Annotated in this window: 24 protein-coding genes and 2 pseudogenes; 6 read left to right on the forward strand and 20 right to left on the reverse strand. The window is 38.9% G+C overall.

Annotation, left to right across the window (positions count from 1 at the left end; translation table 11 throughout):
• Positions 1-184: 184 nt before the first annotated feature.
• From glnA to B0183_RS07530, 7 genes are all read right to left on the reverse strand, one after another.
• Positions 185-1,612, reverse strand: coding sequence for a type I glutamate--ammonia ligase (glnA, locus tag B0183_RS07500; protein ID WP_078208588.1), 1,428 nt, complete (start codon positions 1,610-1,612; stop codon positions 185-187).
• Between the two features lie 319 nt (positions 1,613-1,931).
• Positions 1,932-2,855: a ribokinase gene (gene rbsK, locus B0183_RS07505; protein WP_078208589.1), complete on the reverse strand. Its 924-nt coding sequence runs from the start codon at positions 2,853-2,855 to the stop codon at positions 1,932-1,934.
• A 72-nt stretch (positions 2,856-2,927) separates the two neighbouring features.
• Positions 2,928-3,800, reverse strand: a complete 873-nt coding sequence (rbsB, locus tag B0183_RS07510; RefSeq protein WP_078208590.1) for a ribose ABC transporter substrate-binding protein RbsB — start codon at positions 3,798-3,800, stop codon at positions 2,928-2,930.
• Between the two features lie 40 nt (positions 3,801-3,840).
• A complete protein-coding gene (rbsC, locus tag B0183_RS07515) occupies positions 3,841-4,800 on the reverse strand; it encodes a ribose ABC transporter permease (RefSeq protein WP_044009278.1) in 960 nt (319 codons plus the stop codon).
• 11 nt (positions 4,801-4,811) lie between these two features.
• Positions 4,812-6,311 (reverse strand): ribose ABC transporter ATP-binding protein RbsA, encoded by a 1,500-nt coding sequence (rbsA, locus tag B0183_RS07520; protein WP_071610653.1) that lies wholly within the window; start codon positions 6,309-6,311, stop codon positions 4,812-4,814.
• A 9-nt stretch (positions 6,312-6,320) separates the two neighbouring features.
• Positions 6,321-6,740, reverse strand: a complete 420-nt coding sequence (gene rbsD / locus B0183_RS07525; protein WP_021114377.1) for a D-ribose pyranase — start codon at positions 6,738-6,740, stop codon at positions 6,321-6,323.
• Positions 6,741-6,850: 110 nt separating this feature from the next.
• Positions 6,851-7,840, reverse strand: a complete 990-nt coding sequence (locus B0183_RS07530) for a substrate-binding domain-containing protein (RefSeq protein ID WP_078208591.1) — start codon at positions 7,838-7,840, stop codon at positions 6,851-6,853.
• Positions 7,841-8,065: 225 nt separating this feature from the next.
• Between B0183_RS07530 and B0183_RS07535 the strand changes: the two genes are divergently transcribed.
• A complete protein-coding gene (locus B0183_RS07535; RefSeq protein WP_071610651.1) occupies positions 8,066-8,830 on the forward strand; it encodes an IclR family transcriptional regulator in 765 nt (254 codons plus the stop codon).
• The gene (locus tag B0183_RS07540; protein ID WP_234802047.1) at positions 8,823-10,544 is read left to right on the forward strand and encodes a CocE/NonD family hydrolase; all 1,722 of its coding nucleotides are present in this window, start codon (positions 8,823-8,825) and stop codon (positions 10,542-10,544) included. Before B0183_RS07535 ends, B0183_RS07540 begins: the two co-directional genes overlap by 8 nt.
• Before the next feature lie 125 nt (positions 10,545-10,669).
• Here B0183_RS07540 and B0183_RS07545 read toward each other — a convergent pair whose 3' ends face one another.
• From B0183_RS07545 to B0183_RS07590, 10 genes and pseudogenes are all read right to left on the reverse strand, one after another.
• Positions 10,670-11,086, reverse strand: a complete 417-nt coding sequence (locus tag B0183_RS07545) for a F0F1 ATP synthase subunit epsilon (protein ID WP_021114374.1) — start codon at positions 11,084-11,086, stop codon at positions 10,670-10,672.
• Positions 11,087-11,112: 26 nt separating this feature from the next.
• Positions 11,113-12,486 carry a F0F1 ATP synthase subunit beta gene (gene atpD, locus B0183_RS07550; protein WP_078208593.1) on the reverse strand — a complete coding sequence of 458 codons (1,374 nt, stop codon included), beginning with the start codon at positions 12,484-12,486 and terminating at the stop codon, positions 11,113-11,115.
• A 20-nt stretch (positions 12,487-12,506) separates the two neighbouring features.
• Positions 12,507-13,373: a F0F1 ATP synthase subunit gamma gene (atpG, locus tag B0183_RS07555; protein WP_078208594.1), complete on the reverse strand. Its 867-nt coding sequence runs from the start codon at positions 13,371-13,373 to the stop codon at positions 12,507-12,509.
• Between the two features lie 22 nt (positions 13,374-13,395).
• Entirely contained in the window at positions 13,396-14,937 is a 1,542-nt protein-coding gene (atpA, locus tag B0183_RS07560; RefSeq protein ID WP_035520020.1) for a F0F1 ATP synthase subunit alpha, read from the reverse strand.
• Positions 14,938-14,949: 12 nt separating this feature from the next.
• Positions 14,950-15,483: a F0F1 ATP synthase subunit delta gene (gene atpH / locus B0183_RS07565; RefSeq protein WP_021113256.1), complete on the reverse strand. Its 534-nt coding sequence runs from the start codon at positions 15,481-15,483 to the stop codon at positions 14,950-14,952.
• A 13-nt stretch (positions 15,484-15,496) separates the two neighbouring features.
• Positions 15,497-15,967, reverse strand: coding sequence for a F0F1 ATP synthase subunit B (gene atpF, locus B0183_RS07570; RefSeq protein ID WP_021113360.1), 471 nt, complete (start codon positions 15,965-15,967; stop codon positions 15,497-15,499).
• Positions 15,968-16,028: 61 nt separating this feature from the next.
• Entirely contained in the window at positions 16,029-16,283 is a 255-nt protein-coding gene (gene atpE / locus B0183_RS07575) for a F0F1 ATP synthase subunit C (RefSeq protein ID WP_005713637.1), read from the reverse strand.
• A 139-nt stretch (positions 16,284-16,422) separates the two neighbouring features.
• Positions 16,423-17,214 (reverse strand): F0F1 ATP synthase subunit A, encoded by a 792-nt coding sequence (atpB, locus tag B0183_RS07580; RefSeq protein WP_021114372.1) that lies wholly within the window; start codon positions 17,212-17,214, stop codon positions 16,423-16,425.
• 28 nt (positions 17,215-17,242) lie between these two features.
• A complete protein-coding gene (locus B0183_RS07585; protein ID WP_021114371.1) occupies positions 17,243-17,629 on the reverse strand; it encodes an ATP synthase subunit I in 387 nt (128 codons plus the stop codon).
• Positions 17,630-17,805: 176 nt separating this feature from the next.
• Positions 17,806-18,456 (reverse strand): annotated as a pseudogene (locus tag B0183_RS07590) (IS1595 family transposase).
• Positions 18,457-18,780: 324 nt separating this feature from the next.
• Between B0183_RS07590 and B0183_RS07595 the strand changes: the two are divergent.
• Positions 18,781-20,643: an SLC13 family permease gene (locus tag B0183_RS07595; RefSeq protein ID WP_078208595.1), complete on the forward strand. Its 1,863-nt coding sequence runs from the start codon at positions 18,781-18,783 to the stop codon at positions 20,641-20,643.
• 6 nt (positions 20,644-20,649) lie between these two features.
• Here the strand turns inward: B0183_RS07595 and B0183_RS11955 are convergent.
• Positions 20,650-20,754, reverse strand: a pseudogene (locus B0183_RS11955) (hypothetical protein); the annotation flags it as partial.
• A 245-nt stretch (positions 20,755-20,999) separates the two neighbouring features.
• Positions 21,000-21,671, reverse strand: a complete 672-nt coding sequence (locus tag B0183_RS07600) for a hypothetical protein (protein ID WP_021112936.1) — start codon at positions 21,669-21,671, stop codon at positions 21,000-21,002.
• 956 nt (positions 21,672-22,627) lie between these two features.
• Between B0183_RS07600 and tig the strand changes: the two genes are divergently transcribed.
• The 3 genes from tig to secB all read left to right on the forward strand — a co-directional run bounded on the left by tig (position 22,628) and on the right by secB (position 25,013).
• Positions 22,628-23,923 (forward strand): trigger factor, encoded by a 1,296-nt coding sequence (gene tig, locus B0183_RS07610; RefSeq protein WP_071610587.1) that lies wholly within the window; start codon positions 22,628-22,630, stop codon positions 23,921-23,923.
• Positions 23,924-24,025: 102 nt separating this feature from the next.
• Positions 24,026-24,478 (forward strand): rhodanese-like domain-containing protein, encoded by a 453-nt coding sequence (locus tag B0183_RS07615; protein WP_010786445.1) that lies wholly within the window; start codon positions 24,026-24,028, stop codon positions 24,476-24,478.
• Positions 24,479-24,506: 28 nt separating this feature from the next.
• Positions 24,507-25,013, forward strand: coding sequence for a protein-export chaperone SecB (secB, locus tag B0183_RS07620; protein WP_010786446.1), 507 nt, complete (start codon positions 24,507-24,509; stop codon positions 25,011-25,013).
• Between the two features lie 113 nt (positions 25,014-25,126).
• Here the strand turns inward: secB and B0183_RS07625 are convergent.
• The coding region (locus tag B0183_RS07625; RefSeq protein ID WP_131826767.1) for an IS3 family transposase at positions 25,127-25,661 on the reverse strand (535 nt) is incomplete at its 5' end.

Here is a 25,661-nt window from a genome sequence, read left to right on the forward strand (position 1 = left end):
GATTTGGCTTGCGATTAAAGAAGCATCAAAAAAATGGACAATGCCGATTCAGAACTGGAAACTGGCGATGAATCGATTTATGATTGATTTTGGTGATCGCCTAGACGATCACCGTTAAGTTGAAATGGGTGTTTACACAGAATTTGGGATAGGGTCTTTTATTTTCTGAACCTAACTTTTAAGACTAAGCGTAATACATCTCAAATTCCACAGGATGTGGGGTCATATTCAAACGCTCAACTTCTTTACGTTTCATTGCAATGAAAGCATCGATAAATTCTTTAGTGAACACGCCGCCTTGGGTTAAAAATTCATAATCTTTTTCCAAGTTATCTAACGCTTCACCTAATGAACTTGATACTGCGGGGATCTCTTTTAATTCTTCTGGCGGTAAGTCATAGAGGTTTTTATCCATTGCATCGCCTGGGTGGATTTTGTTAATCACACCATCAAGACCAGCCATTAATAACGCCGCAAAACATAAGTATGGGTTTGCCATTGGATCTGGGAAACGTGCTTCAACACGCGTTGCTTTCGGGCTAGTTACCGCAGGAATACGGATAGATGCAGAGCGGTTACTTGCAGAATACGCTAATAATACAGGTGCTTCAAAGCCTGGTACTAAACGTTTGTATGAGTTTGTTGTTGGGTTAGTAAACGCATTTAATGCTTTAGCGTGTTTGATGATACCACCGATATAGTAAAGGGCAGTTTCAGACAAGCCTGCATATTTATCGCCCATAAAGACGTTTTTGCCATCTTTGCTTAACGACATATTACAGTGCATACCTGAGCCGTTATCGCCTGCGAATGGTTTTGGCATAAAGCAAGCGGTTTTACCGTGTTCAAGGGCAACGTTTTGAACCACATATTTATAGATTTGGGTTTCATCTGCTTTTAAAGTTAAACTATTGAAACGGCTTGCAATTTCATTTTGACCTGCTGTCGCCACTTCATGATGGTGAGCTTCAATCACTAAGCCCATCTCTTCTAAAATCAAGCACATCTCAGAACGAATATCGTGAGCGGTGTCGATTGGCGCTACTGCACAGTAACCGCCTTTTTTGAGTGGACGATACGCATTATTGCCATCTTCATATTTACGGTTAGTATTCCACGCCGCTTCAATATCATCAATATGATAAGACACATTGTTCATCTCTGTGCTAAAACGAACATCATCAAAGAGGAAAAACTCAGGTTCTGGACCAAACATTACTCTATCAGCAATGCCTGTTGATTTTAGGTAGTTTTCAGCACGAATAGCAATTGAACGTGGGTCACGGTCATAGCTTTGCATTGTGTTTGGGTCGAAGATGCTACAGCGGATAGTGAGGGTTGGGATACGGGCGAAAGGGTCTACAACGGCGGTTTCAGGAATTGGCATTAACAGCATATCGGCTTTGTTAATCGCTCGCCAACCTTCAACCGAGGATCCGTCAAACATTCGCCCCTCTTCAAAAAGGTCTTCGAGGTCGTCTGCGACAAGGGAAACTGGCATTGATACCCCGTGTTCTTTACCTTTAATGTCGGTAAATTTCAGTAAGACAAATTTAATATCATTCTCTCGAATGAGTTTTGCAACGTTTGCAATAGCGTTGGTGTTTGACATTGGCTAATCCTCTTAAAATAATAACTACAAATAAAAAAGTGTCTGAGACGCTGTTTAAAATACCATAAGAAAAAGAAATATCAATAAAAATTTTTATGACCTTCATTATTTTTTCTAATATCTTTGTTTGCAAAACAACTTTGTTCTCTATCGACACTATATTGTGATTAAAAATGCTCGTCAATGTATTTCAATAGAGAGATAAAATTAACGTTATACCTAACAAATCGTAGCCGCTCGACTCGTTAAGTACAAATATCAAACCGCATTGTCATTCACAAACTGCCAGTTAAGAAAAACTCCAACATAGTAGTTTAAGTTACATTGAAAATAATAAGAGCGCCTCAATCTCCTCGCGTCTAGGAATTGCTGTCTGTGCCCCCATTCTTGTGACCGAAATTGCCGCTGCTGCATGAGCAAAACGAATAGATTCTTTAGGTGATTTTCCTTCTAATAATGCCGTCACAAAAGCTCCGTTAAATGTATCTCCTGCGGCTGTTGTATCCACTGCATCGACACGGAACCCTGGAATAATTTCACCTTGTCCTTTTTCGCTATAAAACAAACCTTTTGAGCCTAGGGTAATTAAGACCGTTTCGATCCCAAGTTGATGAAAATGGTTGGCGGCTACAGCTGCAGTTTGCTCATTGGTCACTTTAATTCCAGTCAGTATTTCCGCTTCTGTTTCATTTGGGGTGATAATGTCAATTTGTGATAATAAACTGTCCGGTAAAGGTTGAGCGGGAGCGGGATTTAACACCACTTTTACCCCTGCTTTTTTGGCAATTTTTGCAGCCTTAGCCACCGCTTGTAACGGACTTTCCAACTGCATTAGCAAAATATCCGCTTGTTCAATATGTGATTTATGTTGTTCAACTAAAGCCTCTGAAAGATCCGCATTTGCGCCAGCGGAAATCACAATACTGTTTTCACCCAAATCGGCAACCTGAATCATCGCTAACCCTGTTGATTGGTTTTCAATAACAGAAATTGCTTCTGTATTGATCCCGTCTTGTTCAAAGGCTTGCTTCATTGTTTTCCCAATTTGATCATCACCAATTGCACCAATAAAGTGTACATTTGCACCACATCTTGCCGCTGCAACCGCTTGATTTGCCCCTTTTCCACCATAAGCAATTTGATAACCGTAACCTGTTAAGGTTTCACCTGCTTTGGGGAAGTAAGGTACTCGAATAACGTGATCGACATTGATACTACCGAGAACACAAAGTTTGTTTTTCATTTTGACCACCTATAAAACAACAAGCGGTCAGATTTTGCAAAATTTTTGCTAAAAGTGACCGCTTATTTAAGATTATTTCGTTACAACTTTTAACGGAACTGGGATTTGTGCATCAACTTTTTCACCTTTTAACACTTTATCCGCAGCTTCTACACCTAACTCTCCTATTTTATCAGGTTGTTGAGCAATAGTTGCCGCAAGTTGTCCGCCATTAACTGCTTTTACCGCATCATCTGTACCATCAAAACCAACGACTAAAATATTTTTGCCTGAAGCTCTAATTGCACGCAACGCCCCTAATGCCATCTCATCATTTTGAGCAAATACCGCTTTAGCAGAACCGTGGCTGGCAAGTAAGTTTTCCATCACGTTTAAACCTTTAGTGCGGTCAAAATCTGCTGGTTGGCTAGCAAGCAGTTCAAATTGGTTAGCTTCTACCGCTTGTTTAAAACCTTCTCCACGCTCACGCGCAGCAGAGGTGCCAGCAATACCTTCTAATTGAATTACTTTTGCATTTTTACCGACTTTTTCAGCGATAAAATCCCCCGCCATTTTTCCGCCTGCCACGTTATCGGAGGCAATATGGCTTACTACATTACCTTTATTTGCACCACGGTCTAAGGTGATGACTGGAATATTCTTCTTATTGGCTACAGCAACGGCTGTACCTACCGCTTCAGAATCGGTTGGGTTAATTAATAATACTTTTGCACCACGTACCGTCACATCTTCGACATTAGACAACTCTTTCGCTGGATCATTTTGTGAATCCAACACAACTAAGTTATAGCCTAATTCTTTGGCTTTTTTCTCTGCACCTTCTTTCAAGGTCACAAAGAATGGATTATCTAAGGTTGAAATTGCCAGAGCGATAGTTTCTTTTGCCATTGCTGATGTACTGAATGCTAAACCTAATGCAATCGCTAATGAAGTTAATTTTTTCATAAAAATCTCCTATGTGATGAAGAATAATCTCTTAGAGCAGCTACACTTTTTTACGACCTATGAAGTTATCTAAGATAACTGCAGCTAAAATTACCAGCGCTTTCGCAACTAGTTGATAGTAAGAGTCAATGTCTAATAAATTCAAGGCATTGCTCAAGAAACCGATAATTAATGCACCGATTAATGTGCCGATAATACGACCTTTACCGCCCATAAGACTGGTACCACCCACTACAACAGCCGCTATCGCATCTAATTCATAGCCTGTTCCTGCGGTTGGTTGGGCAGAGCCTAAACGAGAGGTGATGATCAAACCAGCAAGGGCAGCCAATACACCGCTGACAGCAAACACAAAGAGTTTAACTTTATTTACATTAATACCTGAAAGTGCGGTTGCCGATTCGTTTCCCCCTAAGGCATAAATATAACGCCCCATACGAGTCTGGGTCAGAACAAACCAACCTAATGCAAATAAGGCAAACATCAGCCAAACAGGAACTGGAATACCGAGCCAAATCCCTGTGCCGATTTCGGCGAAAGCATCAGCATTATCGGAAAAACCTGTGCTAATCGGGCGACCGCCCATATAAATCATCGTTACACCACGCAATAACAGCATCGTAATCAAAGTTGCCATAAAGGCTTGAACTTTACCAAATGCCACCAGCGATCCATTAAGTAAACCGATTAAACCACCAAAAACCAGTACGGTGGGAATCACGACATAAACGGGTAAATCTATTCCAACTAATGTTGCAGCCACAGCTCCCGTCAGAGCAAGTACTGAACCAACAGATAAATCAATACCAGCAATCAAAATCACAAAGGTCATACCAATCGCAATAATGGCGTTCACAGAGGTTTGACGCAGAATGTTGAGCAAATTATCTGTGGTAAAAAAATCCGGATTTAAAAATGACACCACAACAATCAGGGTGATTAACGCAATAATCGACCGCTGTTCAATTAAAAATTTTGTTAAGTTAAACGATTTATTCATTTGCAAATTTCCTATGAGATCTGGCCGCTTGTTTTACCAATTGCTGCTGCTAATAATTTTTCTTGAGTCGCTTCTTGACGGCTAAATTCACCGCTGATTCGACCTTCTCGCATCACTAAAATACGGTCGGACATTCCTAAAACTTCTGGCATATCGGACGATACTAAAATAATACTAAGCCCTTCCGCTTTAAATTTATTGATAAGTTGATAGATTTCTTTTTTTGCTCCAACATCTACGCCTCTTGTTGGTTCATCTAAAATCAGCACATTCGGACGAGTCATTAAGCCTTTGGCAATCGCCACTTTTTGCTGATTTCCTCCAGATAACTCACCAATAATTTTATCGGCATTGGGGGTTTTAATATTAAACAGTTCAATAAAATCCGTGACGACCATATTCTCACGCACTTTATCAATTCGTCCGTAGTGGGAAAGGTGAGCTAATGCGGTCAAAGACATATTCTCCTTCACCGACATACCTAGCACTAAACCATCACCCTTACGATCTTCGGAAATATAGACAATGCCGTTATCTAATCCTTCTTGAGCGGTATGGTTATGAATGTCTTTGCCATCTAATCTGACTGAACCCGATGTACGAGGCAATGCACCGTAAAGCACTTTCATCAACTCAGTTCGCCCTGCGCCCATTAACCCAGAAACCCCGAGAATTTCGCCTTTTTTTAGGCTGAATGAGATTTGATGAACACCGCTTCCCGTCAAATTATTGACTTCAAAGCGCACACTGTCTTGATCGGTCTCGATATGCGGATATTGTTCTTCCAATTTTCGTCCGACCATCATTTCAATCAACTGATCTTCATTTAAATCGGCAATAGCTTTTTCACCAATAAATTGCCCATCACGCAAGACAGTCACATCATCGCAAATTTGGAAAATTTCTTTAATACGATGGGAAATATAGACGATGCCTCGACCTTCCGCTTTCAACTCACGAATCACCGCAAATAAAGCTTCGGTTTCCGTATCCGTCAGCGCATCCGTTGGTTCATCCATCACAATCACTTTAGATTCAAAACTCAAGGCTTTAGCAATCTCTACCATTTGCCGTTCACCGATAGAAAGTTCGCCGGCAGGTAAGCGGCTAGAGTGGGTGACACCGAGTCGGGCTAACAAGCGGTCGGATTCTGCATACATTTTACGCCAATCAATACCACCCCAAGGGTGCGTAAATTCACGTCCTAAAAAGATGTTTTCAGCAATGGAGAGATTACCGAGTATATTTAGCTCTTGGTGAATAATACTCAACCCAGCTTCTTGAGAGGCTTTCGGATTAGCAAATTTCACTGCTTGCCCCAGATATTCAATCGTACCGGCATCACGTTGATAAATTCCGGTGAGAATTTTCATTAAGGTGGATTTACCCGCACCATTTTCCCCCATTAAAGCCATCGCTCTACCCGCATAGACATTCAAGCAAGCATTTTTAAGAGCCTGAACACCGGGAAAGGCTTTATCAATTCCGCTAATTTTGAGTAAGGTCTTCATCATATCCACCTAAAATGGTACGCCCGAATAAAGAATAACATTCGCATACGGGCTACATTCTCCCGTTCTAACGACGGCTTTGGCTTGATTACTTTGATGTTTAAATTCGTTATGTGGGATATATTCAATCTTAATGGTATTTTTTTGTTGCACCTCTATTTGTTGGATAACCATTAATAACTGTTGTTCAATTTGAGGATTAATATTCTTGATTTCTTCAGCTAATACAATTTTTTCAATAAATAATTCACTTAATACCGCTTGTAAGACTGAAAGAAAATCGGGGATACCTTTGGTTAAAGCAAGGTCAATGCAATGCTGCTCTGTTGGAATTGGTAAACCAGAATCACAAATTGTGAGTCCATCGGTATGTCCCATAGTTGCAATTACATGTGAAAGTTGAGCATTTAAGATTGTTGTCTTTTTCATCACAAACCGTCCTTTAAAAACCATCGAAACGTTTCGATAAAAAATAAATCAAAAATAGCGAAAAGGCAATCGACTTATCTTGAAACTGTGATGTACTTCAAAAAATAACGTTAAAAGGATTCTCGAATAATCAATTCGGGCGTCAGTTTTATCGTTTCTATTTCCGTTTGTGGCTGATGAATGCGTAAAATTAATTTCTCAACCGCGGCTTTCGCTAGTCGTGTTTTGGGTTGATGAATGGTGGAAAGTGGAGGATAAAGATATTGAGCCAGTTCAATATTATCGTAACCGATAATCGCAATATCTTGTGGAATACGCAATCCTGCACGTTGAATGACTTGATACGCACCAATCGCAATGCTATCACTCATAGCAAAAACCGCACGCGGGCGATTTTCCAGCGCCAACAGTTTAGTCATCGCCTCGACACCACCGTCATAATGGAAATGGCTTTCAATAATCCATTCGGGGCGGATTTGCAAATTATTCTCTAAAAGTACCCGCTTGTAGCCAGCTAAACGATTTTGAGCCAAAGGTTTTGAAAGTTCACCAGTAATAATGGCTATATCGTGATAACCAGCATCGATAAACGCTTTTGTCGCAAGATACCCGCCTAATACTGAATTTTCGTGAATAATATCGACATTGAGCGACTGTTGCCACCAGTCAATCACTACCATAGGCAATGTTAAATTTGTCATCGCACTTAAGTCAAAATTTTGTGGCTCTGCACACATCAGCAATAAACCATCAACTTGTTTTAATAACAATCTCTCTAGATGTTGCTGTAAATTTTGGCTGTTGCCGTCGGTATTGACTAAAATCAGATGGTAATGATGGCGTTCACAATAACGTTCGACATGGCGAACCACTTCGGCAAAAAAGGGGTTATTGCTAGTCGTCACAATCATACCAATGGTATTGGTTTCCTTGATCTTTAAGCTTCTTGCCACCAATGAAGGACGGTAATTAAGCTCTTCAATCACTTTTTTGACTTTCAAGGTAATTTCTTCACTGACAAAGCGCGAATTATTTACCACATGAGAAACGGTTGAAAGTGAAACACCTGCAATGCGAGCAATGTCTTTCATTGTTGCCATATTAATTTCCCCTCATTCTCATCAAAATCATTTTTTTATTATGTCAGAATTTACGAAATGATGTGAGTATTTGTCATTATGATAAATAGCACTCCTTTTATTTTGTAAAATAATTGTGATTAATTTCACCTTTTTTTAACAAAACTCTTGAGATATCATTTTAAAAGCGTATTTTTCACCCTAATACACAAATTATAAACCATCGGTTTATCTGGTAAACCAGTTATGACAACACAAAATACGATTAGCAGTGTGACGGAAACACTCAAACTTTTAAATATTGTTGCAAAACATCCTAATACAGGGCTCAGCGAATTAGCTCGGCTGGCTGAATTAAATAAGTCTAGAACATTTAGAATTCTTTGCACCTTAGCCGAACAGCATTTTGTCTATCAAGCAAAAGACGGATCTTATCAACTCGGTCATCAACTCTTAGTTTTAGGGCAAGCTGCACATCATCAGCTTTCTCTCATTCAAGCGGTTGAGCAAACGAGCGAAAAATTAAGAGCACTGTTTAATGAAAATTTGCAATTACGTGTCATTGAAAATAATGAAGTGGTACAAATTTGGCGCAACGTTTCTAGTCAGTCACTACAAGTACGTAGTGTGGTGGGAAATCGACGCCCTTTAGGCGCAGGCGCAGCAGGTAAATTATTATTAACCTTTGCAGAATCTTCTATAAGAGAACGTTTTTTGGAAACCTGTTCCCAAGCTCAAATTCAACAATGGAATATGGATTTTACTCAAATACAGCAATCTGAAGTTTCCATTTCAAAAGGTGAATTAACTCAAGGGGTTTATGCTGTGGCTGTACCGATTTTTAATGCGCAAGGAGAATGTATCGCCAGTTTTAGTATGAGTATTCCTAATGTCAGAGCGGAAAATGAAAGATTAGAACAGATTATTTTTGAAATGAAACAAGCCTCAATATGCCACAGATATCTATTTACCCACTCATCTAAATCAAAGCGCTTTTCCTGTCGTGATTGAGCGAACACCCTACAATAAATCTGCCCATTCACGTTCAGAAATAGAATTAGACGGACGTAAAATCAGTAGACAAGAAATGGCGGAAGCTTTTACACAACGAGGTTTTGCCTTAATTTTTCAAGATTGTCGCGGGCGCTATCTCTCAGAAGGAGAATTTATTAAGTATGTGAGAGAAGGTGAAGATGGCTTTGATACTTATCAATGGATAATGCAGCAGCCTTGGTGTAATGGCAGTATTGGCAGTATGGGGCTCTCTTATGCTGCTCATACGCAACTTGCAGTTGCGTGCTTAAATCCTGAAGGATTGAAAACCATGGTGTTGGATTCAGGCGGATTTGCAAATTCCTATCAATGCGGTATTCGTCAAGGTGGTGCTTTTGAACTGAAACAAGCAACTTGGGCATTTAAACAAGCAGCCCTCAGTCCTATAGCCAAAAATAATCCGTTGATCGCCAATGCAATGACCCAAGAAGATATTCATCAATGGTTTACCCAAATGCCTTGGAAGGCGGGGCACTCTCCAATTCGTCATGTGCCTGAATATGAAGATTATTTATTGGAACAGTGGCAAGCGGGCACATTTAACGAATATTGGCAACAACTTGGTATTTATGCGGAAGGTTGGTACAAAACCTTACCCGATATTCCTGTCTTATTTATGTCCAGTTGGTATGATGCCTATGTGCCATCCACTCTCGCTAACTTTCAAGCTTTCTGTGCCTTAGGCAGAACAGCACCCCAAAAATTGATTATGGGATCATGGTTACACGGTGATCGCAATATTACTCACAGTGGCGATGTAGAATTTGGTTTAGCCTCTACTTTTGATGGTAATGTGGATACAAACTGGCTGGAGTGCCGTCTGAAATGGTTTGAACAACATCTTAAACCAAACTCACCACGCTCACCTCAACATCAGATTTCATTCTTTATGATGGGGGGAGGCTCAGGCAAAAAAGATGAACAAGGGAAAATGCAACATGGCGGTGAGTGGATTTATAGTACAGCATACCCATTCCCAGAATCTACGTCACAAAAATGGTATTTGCAGAAAGATATGCGCTTACGCCAATCTCTCTCTGAACCGGCAATTCATCGCTTTCAATCGGATCCTAACAACCCAGTACCGACTATTGGCGGAGCAATTACATCGGGTAAACCTGTTTTTGTTGGTGGTGCATTTGATCAGCGTGAGTTACCCGATTTCTTTGGTTCTAAACAAAATAACCTGCCCCTTTCTGCACGGCATGATGTTTTAGTGTATCAAACTGATATTTTGGAAGAAGATATTACCCTTGTGGGTGAAGTTAAAATCAAGTTATTTATTGATAGCGATGCACCTGATGCTGACTTTACGGCAAAATTAATTGATGTTTACCCGCCGAATGAAGATTACCCGCAAGGCTATGCAATGAATATCACTGATGGCATTCTACGCGCTCGTTATCGAGAGTCTTGGAGAGAGCCAAAATTACTCAAACAAGGTGAAATTGTTAAAGTTACCATCCGTCCATTTGAAAGTTGCAATATTTTCAAAAAAGGTCACCGATTGCGTTTAGACATTGCAGGAAGTAATTTCCCTCACTTTGATTGCAACCCAAATAGTGGAGAGCCAGAAGGATTTGCATCAGTCAAACGTATAGCAACCAACCAAATACATATTGGGGCGCAATATCCATCTGTATTAGAAATACAGGTTATACCAAATAAATAGAAGGTAGTTATCAGGGTAATTTTGCAAAAAATAGGCAAAATCAGACCGCTTGTAAAAATGATTTTACCCATAACAACACAATAAAAAAACCTAGTATCTTCATACTAGGTTTTTACAATTAAATATTAACGTCTATTCGCTAATTTTGTTTTTGTGAGTTCGTAAACACGCAGTTTCGCAATTTCTCTTGACAATTTAGCGGTTAAATCTGCTTCATTTGTCTTACTCATTGTTTCTTCTGCTTTGCGTTTTGCTGCAAGAATACGTTGTTCATCGAGTTCTTCACCACGAATTGCAACGTCTGCAAGCACAGTAACAACGGTTGGTTGAACTTCAAGGAATCCGCCTGAAACATAGATGAACTCTTCTTTGTTATCTTCCAAAGTAAATTTCACCATACCTGGTTTAATAGCGGTTAATAGTGGGGTGTGTCCTGCATAGACACCTAATTCCCCATCTACCCCTGAAACTCGAACACTCGTTACTTGACCTTCAAAGATTTTACGCTCTGCACTAACGACTGTGAGTTCAAATGATGTCATTTTGTTCTCCTTTGTTCAAAGAACAATTACATCTTGTTGGCTCTTTCAACCACTTCGTCAATTGAACCTGCCATATAGAACGCTTGTTCTGGGATATGGTCATATTCGCCTGCTAAAATGCCTTTAAAGCCACGGATTGTTTCTTTTAATGGTACAAATTTGCCTGGTACACTGTTGAACACTTCTGCCACGTGGAATGGTTGTGATAAGAAACGTTCAATTTTACGTGCACGAGCAACCACTAATTTGTCATCTTCTGATAACTCATCCATACCAAGAATTGCGATGATGTCTTTCAACTCTTTATAACGTTGAAGCGTTTTTTGTACGCCACGTGCAACATCATAGTGCTCTTGACCAACAACAAGAGGGTCTAATTGACGTGATGTTGAATTAAGCGGATCGATCGCTGGGTAAATACCCAATGATGCGATATTACGGCTTAATACAACCGTTGAGTCTAAGTGAGCAAAGGTTGTTGCTGGTGATGGGTCTGTTAAGTCATCCGCAGGAACGTAAACCGCTTGAACCGAGGTGATAGAACCTGTTTTGGTTGAAGTAATACGTTCTTGTAGTACACCCATTTCTTCTGCAAGCGTTGGTTGGTAACCTACTGCAGATGGCATACGACCTAATAACGCTGATACTTCTGTACCTGCAAGGGTATAACGATAAATATTATCTACGAAGAATAATACGTCACGACCTTCATCACGGAATTTTTCCGCCATGGTTAAACCGGTTAACGCAACACGTAAACGGTTACCTGGTGGCTCATTCATCTGACCATAAACCAGTGATACTTTGTCTAATACGTTAGAGTCTTTCATCTCGTGGTAGAAGTCGTTACCTTCACGAGTACGCTCACCAACACCTGCGAACACAGAGTAACCTGAGTGTTCGATTGCGATGTTACGGATTAACTCCATCATATTTACCGTTTTACCTACGCCAGCACCACCGAACAAACCAACTTTACCCCCTTTAGCAAACGGTGCGATCAAATCGATAACTTTGATCCCTGTTTCTAAAAGTTCTGTGCTGTTAGCTTGATCTTCATAACTTGGTGCTGCACGATGAATCGTCCAGCGCTCTTCTTCACCGATAGGGCCTGCTTCATCAATAGGCTCACCTAATACGTTCATAATACGACCAAGTGTTTTTGTACCCACTGGTACTTCAATCGCTTTATTCGTATTTTCAACTTTTAAGCCACGTTTTAAACCATCAGATGTACCAAGAGCGATACAGCGTACTACGCCACCGCCTAATTGTTGTTGAACTTCAAGGGTTAAACCTGTTTCAACTTTTAATGCATCATAAACTTTTGGTACTGCATCTTGTGGAAACTCAACATCGATTACCGCACCGATGATTTGTACAATTTTTCCCGTTGCCATTACCGTTCCTCTATTCATTGTTAAATTGCTGCGGCACCCGCGACAATTTCATTTAATTCATTCGTAATACTTGCTTGACGAGCTTTGTTATACACCAACTGTAACCCATTGATTAAATTACCTGCGTTATCCGTTGCTGCTTTCATTGCTACCATTCGAGCTGCTTGTTCAGAAGCAAGATTATCTACAATCGCTTGATAAACTTGAGATTCTAAATAGCGTACAAGTAAGCTATCTAGCAACACTTTTGGATTCGGTTCATAGATATAATCCCATGAGCCTTTATTTTCCAAATCATCATTTTCAAGTTCGGGTAATGGAAGCAATTTTTGCATCGTTGGTTTTTGTGACATAGTATTCACAAAACGGTTATAAACAATATAAACTTCATCCACTTCGCCATTGCGATAAGCTTCAATCATACCGTTAACAATACCAACTAAATCTTCCATTGCAGGAGTATCGCCTAAGCCTGTAACTTGAGCTTTGACGTCTAATCCCATTGCTTGGAAAAACGAAACCGCTTTATTTCCAACCAATCCTAAGCGAGCATCAATTCCTTTATCTTTACGTGTTTTTAATTCATTTAAAACTGTTTTAAATAAATTAATGTTTAAGCCACCGCATAGACCACGGTCTGTTGAAACCACTAAAAAACCAACTTTTTTGACTTCACGTTCAGTTAAGAAAGGATGTTTATAATCAATACTTCCTTTGGCAATATGGCTAATTACCTTACGAATGGCATCTGAGTATGGACGTGATGCAGACATTCTTTCTTGCGTTTTACGCATTTTAGATGCAGCAACCATCTCCATCGCTTTGGTAATTTTTTGTGTATTACGAACACTTGCAATTTTGGTTCTTATCTCTTTAGCACCTGCCATATTCTTTCTCCGCTAAAGTAGATTACCAAGCACTATTCTTTTTGAAACTATCTAAAATCTCGATTAATTTCGCTTTGATAGTGTCATTGAAATCGCCTGATTTACTTAAATCTTTCATAAACTCAGCATAATTTGCATTTGCATAAGCTAAAAGATTTGATTCAAATGAACCTACACGCTCAACTTCAACATCATCTAAATAACCAAATTCAGCTGCTGCAAGTGATAAACCTAATTGTGCCACAGACATTGGTTCAAATTGTTTCTGTTTAAGTAACTCTGTTACTTTTTGACCGTGTGAAAGTTGCTTACGTGTTGCATCATCAAGATCTGAAGCAAACTGCGCAAAGGCTGCTAATTCACGGTACTGAGCAAGTGCAGTACGGATACCACCCGCTAATTTCTTAACAAGTTTAGTTTGTGCAGAACCACCAACACGAGATACAGAAATACCAGGGTTTACTGCTGGACGAATACCTGCGTTAAAGAAGCTGGTTTCTAAGAAGATCTGACCATCGGTAATCGAAATTACGTTTGTTGGAACGAATGCTGAAACGTCACCTGCTTGGGTTTCAATAATTGGTAATGCGGTTAAAGAACCAGTTTGACCTTTTACTGCACCATTGGTGAAACGTTCTACATAATCTGGATTTACACGCGCAGCACGCTCAAGTAAACGAGAGTGTAGGTAGAATACGTCACCTGGATAGGCTTCACGACCTGGTGGACGACGTAATAACAATGAAATTTGACGGTAAGCAACTGCTTGCTTAGATAAATCATCGTAAACGATTAACGCATCTTCACCACGGTCACGGAAATATTCACCCATCGCACAACCTGCATAAGGTGCTAAATATTGTAATGCAGCAGATTCTGATGCACTTGCTACTACCACGATAGTATTTTGTAATGCACCATGCTCTTCTAATTTACGTACCACGTTTGAAATTGTAGATGCTTTTTGACCGATAGCCACATAGATACATTTAATACCTGAATCACGTTGGTTAATGATCGCATCAATCGCTAATGCTGTTTTACCTGTTTGACGGTCACCGATGATTAACTCACGCTGACCACGACCGATTGGCACCATTGAGTCAACGGCTTTATAACCAGTTTGAACAGGTTGATCAACAGATTGACGGTCGATAACGCCCGGTGCAATCACTTCGATAGGAGAGAAACCGTCATTGTCGATTTCACCTTTACCATCGATTGGCTGACCTAATGTGTTTACTACACGACCTAATAAACCACGACCAACAGGTACTTCTAAAATACGGCCAGTACATTTCACTTCCATACCTTCTGCTAAATCTGCGTATGGACCCATTACTACTGCACCAACTGAATCTCTTTCTAAGTTTAAAGCAATCGCATAACGATTGCCTGGTAATGCAATCATCTCACCTTGCATTACATCAGCGAGACCGTGGATACGAATAACCCCGTCGCTGACTGAAACGATTGTACCAGTACTTTGTGCTTCACTGACCACATTGAACTGTGCAATACGTTTTTTAATCAATTCACTAATTTCTGTAGAATTTAGTTGCATTTTCTATTCCTCTTACAAGCACAACTCTTGGCTCAAACGATTTAACTGACCACGACTACTACCATCAACGACAATATCATCGTAACGAATAATAACGCCTGCAATTAATGACGCATCGATACTTGTCGTAATTCGAACTTCACTATTTAGCTTTTGTTTCATCGCGTTAGCGATTTTATCTTCCTGTGCTTTTGTTAAAGATGTTGCTGATGTAACAAACACATCTTTAACGGACTCATACTCGGCACGGATTTGATTAAAACTAGCAAATACTGAAGGTAACGCCGAAAGACGCTTATTCTCAGCCATAACTCGAATGAAATTTTGCCCATATTGATCGAGTTGATCACCGCAAATTGCGATAAAGGTATCGGCAACTTGAGTGGCTGCAGAAGATGAATGAATAAAATGTTGCACATCTTCATTTTCAGCAACCAATGCAGAAAACTGTAACATTTTCTGCCATTTATCTAACTGACCTTGTTCTAAAGCAAAATCAAAAGCTGCTTTAGCATAGGGGCGAGCTACTGTTGTTAATTGTGACATCTGCCCCCCTTAATTATAATTCTGCAACTAGCTTATCAATGATGTCATTGTTTGCCGCTGCATCAACAGAACGACCCACAATTTTCTCTGCACCAGCAACCGCCAATGCAGCTACTTTTTGACGAAGTTCATCTTGAACACGGCGACGCTCATTTTCCACTTCTGCGTAACCTTGCTCAATAATTTTCGCTTTCTCTGCTTCAGCTTCTGCTTGAACAGATTCTAAAATTTCATTGCGACGTTTTGTTGCTAAATCAATGATATGTTGCGCTTCTTCACGAGCTTTAGCGAGCTCTTGCTCAACTAAAACTTTAGTATCAGCTTGTTCTTGCTTCGCGTTCTCAGCACTTGCAAGAGCGTCTGCAATATTTGCTTGACGCGTTTCAATCGCTTTAATAAGCGGTGGCCATACAAACTTCATACAGAACCACACAAACAGTGCGAATGCAATCAGTTGGCCTATTAGTGTTGCATTTAAGTTCACAACGCCCTCCTTAAGTCGGCTAAGTTACTCTTGAGTAACTACGGTTAAAAACAAATCCGACTTATTTCAATAAATCAATGAACGGGTTTGCGAAGATGAAAAGTAAAGAAATACCTACTGCAATCATTGCAATCGCATCAAGAAGACCTGCAACGATAAACATTTTAGTTTGTAAGCTGCTTGCTAATTCTGGTTGACGAGCAGAAGACTCTAAGAATTTACCACCTAAGATAGCGAAGCCAATTGCAGTACCTAATGCTGCGAAAGCAAGTAGGATTGATGCACCAATAATAGTTGCTGTAATTACAGTTTCCATAATGTTCTCCATAAAAGTAAGGAAAGTAGCCTTACGGCTAGGGTTAATAAAAAAGTTTCAATAAATATGATCGGGTTTCAAAGCGGTCTAATCTTTGCAAAATTTTGCATAAAAGTGACCGCTCACCAATCCAGTTTGTTTAGTGATCCGCTTTATTATAAGCAATACTCAAGTAAACAATCGTTAGCATCATAAAGATAAAGGCTTGTAACGTAATAACCAAAATATGGAAAATCGCCCAAGCTAAGTGTAACGGCAAACCTAATGCTTGAAGCAAGAAGTTATCCGCCATATACATTACTGCAATCAGGATAAAAATTAACTCACCTGCATACATATTACCGAATAAACGGAATGCAAGAGAAATCGGTTTCGCCAATAACGTTACGATCTCAAGTACAAAGTTTACAGGAATAAATGCCCAGTGGTTAAATGGGTGAAGCGTATATTCTTTAACAAAACCAGAAAAACCTTTCGATTTAATGGTGTAAAAAATAATTAAACAGAACACACAAATCGCCATACCTAAGGTTGCACTAATGTCTGCTGTTGGAACAGCACGCAAATAGTCAATCCCTAATAACTCTGCAAATTGTGGTGGATAATCCACAGGAATTAAGTCGATAGCATTCATCACGAACACCCAGCAGAACACAGTTAAAGCTAAAGGTGCAACCACCTCACGACTACCGTGGAAGTTATCTTTAACCAAACCATCAACCCACTCGACAATCATTTCAACAAAACATTGAAATTTACCTGGTACGCCATCTGTTGCATTCTTCGCCACACGAGAGAAGAAAAAGAGGAAAATTGCACCTGCTACTAATGAGAAAAACAGAGTATCTAAATGCACATTCCAAAAACCGTCCCCTGTTTTCAAGAACGATAAGTGGTGACCAATATAGTCAGCCGTTGTTTGACCAGCCATAGTTTATCCTTTTGAAATTAAAAGAAATTTATTTTGAATGCCACTTCAATGCAATAGGCAAAAGACTATTACAAAGAATCATAAAAAAGAACCCACAAAAAAACGAAACATAGTGCATAGCACCATAACTTTTAAACGCCACCACAATCACAATGATCGTCGTAAGCCATTTCAGCCCTTCCCCACGATAAAAAGCGGTCATATTTTGAGGATTTATTACCGATTTACGAAAAAACACCCAATACACAAACACACAATGTGGAAGCAATGCCGCAATTTCCCCTAATAATAACGAAATAAAGCGATTTAAGCCTAACCCAATCCCCACTGCTCCAGCTATGCAGAACAGTAGAATTAACTCTATACCGAGTGCTTTTTGATAAAGTTGTTTCGTTTGTCGAAAAACCGCAGACATTTTTGACTAAAACCTAATAAAAAAGTAAACGATTTCTTTGTGTAAACTAATCTAAAGTTACGCAATCAAAATCTTCCGAATTATACGCAGATTGACCAAAATTGCCAACCTGTAAACCCTGCAAAAATGTCGGTTACTTAACATTTTTATAAAAAAAATGGGGTTGTCCTAGATAACTAACTTAAGCTGCCCTTAACTAATTGTTTTAAAATGGAAATTTGAGATTTTAAGTTACCGTGATTAAAACGCCATTCGCATTCCTTCAAATACAACTCAAAATGTGCTTTGGGAATACCGTTAAACTTGCGTAAATGATGTTTAGCTTAGTTCCAAAAATTCTCAATTCCGTTTACATGATTTTGTTTTTCTGCGAAATGAGTACTGTGATTGATACGAAAATGATTAAACTCACTCACATCAAGAACATCATAGCTTCGATAAAAATCGGTGTAAACAATGCTGTCAGGCTTCACCTTTTCTCGAATAATCGGTAAAAGTGTCGCAGATTGAATATTCGGTACAACGACGGTATACACCTTACCATCACACTTTAAAAGCCCGAATACAGCGGTTTTACCCACAGCTCCACGACCTCGTTTACCTTTGCGAGTGCCGCCAAAATAGCTTTCATCGGCTTCAATTTCACCTTCAAACATCTCCATATGTGGGCTGTTTTGATAGATAAGCAATCGCAGACGATAGAAGTAATAGGCTGCTGTCGTTTTATTTACATTTACCAACTCAGCTGTTGTTCGAGCAGTGACACCTGCCACAAACAGCTCAATGAGTTTATTTTGTTTATGCTGACTTAGGCGACTTTTTCTCATTTGGTTATTTTAACCTAAAATAGAGCTTTTAGTCGTTATCTAGGACAGCCCCAAAAAATTAACATTCTTATGCTTTTAGAAATAAATATCCCTGATATTATTTGCGACATAATGTATTTTCATATGCTATTAAGAAAAAGTTAATAATTTTGTTGGTAAAAGCCCAAAGGGCTCTTGTGAACACTTCAATATAACCAATTAAATTCCAGCGAGAGCACCTAATAGAGATATGCCAAATTTTTTAGCGGAATTTGAGAAAACTCCCTGTTAATTTTCTGAAAATCGGTATAATCAAACTATTGTTCAACTTCCTTGATAATGCTTATGCAACCGATACTTTATTCCCTCCCTGATTTTCTCTTATCGCCACTGTTTTGGGTGCTTGCCTTATTGGTATTTGCAATTTGGCAGTTCATTCGCAATAAATTACGAATGGATATTGTTGCCTTACTCGTTATTGCCTTTTTTAGTCTAAGTGGCATTCTTTCGGTCAATGAGGTGTTTGCTGGATTAAGTGATCCGAATGTGATTTTGATTGCTTTGCTCTTTATTGTGGGTGAGGGGCTGGTAAGAACAGGGATTGCCTATCAGGTGAGTGAGTGGCTAATGCGTGTTGCAGGGGCAAGCGAAGTTAAGGTTTTAGTGTTGTTGATGTTATCTATTGCCGGGCTTGGCTCTTTTATGAGTTCAACGGGGATTGTGGCCATTTTTATTCCTGTGGTGTTGGCAATTTGTTCGGGTATGGGGATTTCTCCGAAACGCTTAATGATGCCGTTGAGTTTTGCTGGGCTTATTAGCGGTATGATGACCTTAATTGCGACACCGCCCAACCTTGTAGCTAACTCTGAATTAGTTAAAGCAGGACATCAAGGTTTTGGTTTCTTCAGTTTTACACCGATTGGTGTTTCGGTATTGGTGCTAGGGATTGTTTATATGCTTTTTGCTCGCCGTTGGTTAGATAATGGCGAAACCGTCCGTGCTGAAAATAAAAATGGTTCATCAATGCAGCAGCTTATTGCTGAATATAGTTTAACTGGGCGAGCGAAAATGGTAGTGATCGATGTTGGCTCATCATTGATTGGAAAAACGATCAATGAATTAAATCTCCGCCGTGAGTATCGGCTAAATATCGTGGCTATTCAACGTGTTAAACGTTTAAGAACACTTTCTATTGCCGCCTATGGCACGGAAACTTTGCAAGAAAAAGATATTCTGTTGATGGATATTAACATTGATTTAGACCGTTTTCTGCAACAGTGTGAGGACTTTGGTTTACGCACCATTGAGTTGAAAGGGGACTATTTCTCAGAACACGCAAAATCCGTTGGAATGGCAGAATTTTCGATTATGCCTGAGGCAGAAAGTATCGGAAAAAGTATTAGTGAACTCAAATTCCGTTCTACCTATGGCTTAAGTGTCGTCGGATTAAAACGAGGGGATACATTGATTGAAGATAATCTTATTTCTACCCCATTAGAATTTGGAGACACCTTGCTGATTATGGGGGTATGGAATAATTTGCTCAAACTCGATCACAATAACCGTGATTTCTTCTTACTCAAAGCCCCCGAAGAGAGCAAGCACGCAGCGCCAGCGATTAGCCAAGCACCCCACGCTATTTTTTCGATTGTCACAATGGTGGTATTGATGATCACAGGGTTAGTGCCAAATGTGATTGCGGCTTTGATTGCCTGTTTGATGTTAGGTAAATTCCGTTGTGTCGATATGAAAAGTGCTTATGAGTCAATCCATTGGCCGAGTATTGTCTTAATTGTCGGTATGATGCCATTTTCCATTGCATTACAAAAAACAGGTGGGATCGATCTGATTGTTCAAATGCTTACTGAGATTATGCAAGGTTTAGGGGTACATTTTGTGTTGATGGTGTTATTTATTTTTACCGCTATCATCAATGCCTTTATCTCAAATACAGCCACTGCAATTTTAGTAATGCCGATTGCCATTGCTATCGCACAACAGCTAAATTTTTCGCCAGTACCATTTGCAATGATTGTCGCTATTTCAGCCTCAGCCTCTTTTATTACCCCCGTTTCATCTCCTGTGAATACGATGGTACTTGCACCAAGTGGCTATAGTTTTATGGACTTTGTGAAAGTAGGATTACCGTTTACGCTTTTGGTAATGCTGTTAGCGGTCTTTTTGGTGCCGATGTTATTTCCGCTTTGATTATTTTATATTCATTGTTTGATCTTCTAATGATTTACGCACCCCAAGACGGCGACCATCAATGGTTGGGCGGATACCAATTTTTACTGGAGTTGATTTGAGTTGAGTCATAAAAATCCCCTTAATTAACTGGTTAAACTGACGAGGATATTTTGCTACTTATTGACGATGAAAAAAGAATTTTTACGAAATTTGTGCAGATCTTGTGAATTGCCTCACAAAAAGCCAACCCTAAGCGGTAAGATTGAGTGATTTTTTTACAATTTACTTGCCCGATTTGGCGATAGAAAGGGGAAAATCGGGCAGTTATTCAAAAACAAATAGAGACATTTATAGATGCCTCAAGAGGTTACAATTTAATCTTCAGACACTTTATCACGCCCAATCTGAAAACCATACATATCTATGATTTTGGCTTTTGAATAGCGATAATTTGTTGGCTTTCCATCAAAATCAAGAATTTGGTGGCTTTTACTCAACGTATCAATTTCTTCTTTATTTTCTTGATAAAACTGGGCAATTATATTTAGAGATGTTTCATTAGGGGTACTAAAACCACACTCCTCCCTCGCTATTTCACTAAAAGTGTCCTTAAAGAAACGATCATAGGCAGGAATAATAGCAAACACACCTAATAACACTTTAGTCACTAAAGTCACCGCTTGATGCTTTTTCTCGCCAATAAGATGTGATTTTACCTGAGTATATAAAGATAAAACTTCCTTTGTCTTATTAGGGTAATCTTCAACATCAATAAGCCAAGTCGCTTGTGGTTGTTCATAGATCCATTTAACGAGTTCTGTTAAATAGGCAGGATTTCTCTGCATTAAGAAACTAGAGCCTCTCAACATTCCCCAACTTGCTAAATAGCTCCATAATACAAAACAACTTTTTTCGATATCCATATGTCCTGTTTCTTTAGAATGGCGGAAATGTACATAACAGAAATCAAAGCTGTAATAGCGATGTTTTATATCTTTTGATTCATCATCAAATTGTTTGATAACTCTACTAATGTCTCTTTTCATAAATTCTGCCTCTGCTTCTCTTCATATAAATCAATATTGTCTGATTTAGTTTTTAGTAATTAAAGATAGATCAATTATGCCTAGTACGAAAAATTCGCACTAGGCTACTCAATGAACATCGTTTAACTCGGGTAATCCCTACAGTTTCTACTTAACTTATATCAAGCCAAAATAACGTAATAGCAATACAATTATAATTAATGGCGTTAGTTTTATAATTAATGGTATTAATTTCACTACCTATTCAATCAAGTCAAAAATGTCAGGGTTCTTGTTTTTTTACGGGCCATTTTAATATCCTTATATGATTGATAATTTAGTTGCCTTAAAAGGCTTAATTAGCATTCTAAAATGCTGTTCAACAGTATTTTAAAAATTTAGAATATCTCAAAGTTAAATTTACCAAGAAGATACCAAAGCCCGCCTGCGCAAAGTAAAATTACAGTCAGAAATAAGCCAAGCTCAGGTTCGTTTGAAGGGTTATCTTTATACCTTTTATCCGCCTTACCGCTCTTGGTTTTATGCGTTGGAGCAAATGATACAAACATAAGAAAAACAGATAAACCAAATAAACCCAAATCTTAAAACTTCTTTTGCTGACTGGAAATCAAAGAAACTTTCTAAAATTAACCCATATAAATATCCTACCAAACCTAAAACAAGAACTGTAACTAAGGCTGATAAAATAAACATAAAGATACTGAAGGAGCTTGATGCGATACCTTTTCCAACAAATAACACAACAAATAAGCAAACAACGTACAGTATGCTTATTGGTAAGTATATGCGTTATTCACATTGAACAAATTATTCCTACAATAAAAGTATATTAATTATTGAGTATTCGTATATTTTATTTCAATCATTAAAGTTCTCGACATTGTGTTTACAGGACGTTACAATTGCTATCTATTTGTATTTTATAATCAAATCCTTTTTAATACTGAGGTTTAAGAATGTCAATTTCTATTGAAACATTAGAAGGCTTACAACGCCGTGTAACAGTTACCGTAGCTGCAGATAAAATTGAAGCAGGTTACAAAGAACAATTAAAAGGCTATGCGAAAAATGCTCGTGTAGATGGTTTCCGTAAAGGGAAAGTTCCTCACTCAATCATTGAACAACGTTACGGTTTAGCGGCTCGTCAAGATGTATTATCTGAAGAGATGCAACGTGCTTTCTTTAATGTAGTGATTGCAGAGAAAATCAACCTTGCAGGTCGTCCAACATTCACACCAAACAACTACCAACCAGGTCAAGATTTCTCATTCACAGCAACTTTTGAAGTGTTCCCAGAAGTTGAATTAAAAGGCTTAGAAAACATCGAGGTAGAAAAACCAGTTGTTGAAATCACAGAAGCTGATTTAGACAAAATGGTTGATGTGTTACGCAAACAACAAGCAACATTTGCAGAAACCGCTGAAGCAGCAAAAGCAGATGACCGTGTGACCATCGACTTCGTTGGTTCAGTAGATGGCGAAGAGTTTGAAGGCGGTAAAGCATCTGACTTCGTATTAGCAATGGGTCAAGGCCGTATGATCCCTGGTTTTGAAGAGGGTATCGTAGGCCACAAAGCAGGTGAACAATTCGACATCGATGTGACATTCCCAGCAGAATACCACGCTGAGAACTTAAAAGGTAAAGCTGCAAAATTTGCTATCACCTTGAAAAAAGTAGAAAACATCGTTCTTCCTGAATTAACAGAAGAGTTCGTGAAAAAATTTGGTTCAGCAAAAACCGTTGAAGAGTTACGCGCTGAAATCAAAAAAAATATGCAGCGTGAGTTAAAAAATGCATTAACTGCTCGTGTGAAAAACCAAGTGATCAACGGCTTATTAGCAAACAACGACATTGAAGTTCCTTCATCAGCAGTAGCGGAAGAAGTTGATGTATTACGTCAGCAAGCAGTTCAACGTTTCGGTGGCAAACCAGAAATGGCAGCACAATTACCAGCAGAATTGTTTGAAGTAGATGCAAAACGTCGTGTTCAAGTAGGTCTATTACTTTCGAGCGTGATCACATCTAACGAATTAAAAGTTGATGAAGATCGTGTGAAAGAAACTATTGCCGAATTAGCATCAGCTTACGAACAACCAGCAGAAGTAGTTGAATACTATGCAAAAAATCCACGTTTAACCGATAACATTCGTAACGTAGTATTAGAAGAGCAAGCGGTTGAAGCTGTGCTTGCAAAAGCAAAAGTGACAGAAAAAGCATCTTCATTTGATGAAGTAATGTCACATCAAGGCTAATTTCTCTAATTAATAATTTGGCACGCATTAGCGTGCCTTATATTAAATGTCGCTGGCGAGTTACTTTCGCTATCATTATTCATTTACATTAGAGAGAAACCTATGGAACAACTTACTTTTGCAGAACAATTTCAACAGTTCGCCGCTAATCATACCATTATGGTTGTAGCGTGGGTTGCACTTTTTGTTGCGGTCATCATCAATTTGTATAAAGGTGCAACAAGCAAATTCAAAATTGTAGATAATGCTCAAGCAACTCAGCTTATCAATAAAGAAGATGCTGTGTTAGTTGATGTTCGTTCTGATGATGAATTTAGACACGGTCATATCATTGAGAGCGTGCATTTAATTCCAAGCGACATCAAGGGTAAAAAAACACAGGCTATCGAAAAATATAAAGATCGTCCTGTGATTGTTGTTGATGCGAATGGTTTAAGTGCGAGTGGGCTTGCGAATGAACTTGTGAAACAAGGCTTCAATAAAGTCTATGTATTAAAAGAGGGTATTGCTGGCTGGCGTACGGCTAACTTACCGCTCGTAAAAAAGCATAAATAATTCAATACATTAAAATTAAGGAATGACTATGGCTGAAGAAAATCAAGTTGCTACTGAAGAGCAACAAACTCCGTTTGAAATGCAAATTCAACGTATCTATATCAAAGATGTTTCTTTTGAAGCGCCTAATTTACCAAACATTTTTCATCAAGAATGGAAACCTCAGTTAGGTTTTGATCTTGATACAGAAACGCGTGAAATTAGTGAAGATACTTACGAAGTGGTTTTACATATCAATGTTCAAACAACTTTGGAAGACAGCAACGATGTCGCATTCATCTGTGAAGTAAAACAAGCGGGTGTATTTACCATCAAAGGTATTGAAGGTATCCAATTGGCACACTGTCTTGCAGCGAAATGCCCTGAAGTGCTTTACCCTTATGCGCGAGAGTTAATTTCAAGTCTAGTAAATCGTGGTACATTCCCTGCATTAAATCTTTCACCAGTAAACTTTGATGCATTGTTTATGGACTATTTAGCTCGTCAACAAGCGGAAGAAAACGGTGAGAGTACTACAAATACTACACTAAATTAATCAATATTATGGCAATGTATTAGTTCTAAATACTATACTGATCACATAACATTTCATCTTACAAAGTTAAAAGAGCTGGTTATAATGATCTGACCCCAAAAAGTTAGACTAATTTAGTTCAAGGACTGAGTTCTGTATTCCACAGGGCTTAGTCCTTTTAATCTTACTTGAATACGCTCATGATTGTAATAATGAATATATTCGTGAATAGCTTGTTCCAGTTGCTCAAAGGTCTCAAACCGTTTACCAAAGTAACATTCCGTTTTTAAACGCCCAAAGAAACTTTCCATTGCACTGTTATCCAAACAATTTCCCTTTCTCGACATACTTTGTACGATGCCGTTTTGTTTCAAAATCGACTGATAACTTGCCATTTGATATTGCCAACCTTGGTCAGAATAGAGTATCGGCGTTGCTCCGTCAAGCCTTGCCACAGCTTGTTTCATTATTCGGCTTATCTGCTCGAAACTTGGGTTTCTTGCCACATCATAAGCAATAATTTCACCGTTAAACAAGTCCTTAATCGGCGAGAGATAAAGTTTACCTTCTGCACACTTAAATTCACTCACATCAGTGACCCATTTTTGATTTGGGGCTGTAGTGTGAAAATTCTGTTTTAGCAAATTATCTGCAATTTTGCCGACTTCG

This window comes from Glaesserella parasuis (genome assembly GCF_002015085.1).
GTDB lineage: Bacteria > Pseudomonadota > Gammaproteobacteria > Enterobacterales > Pasteurellaceae > Glaesserella > Glaesserella parasuis.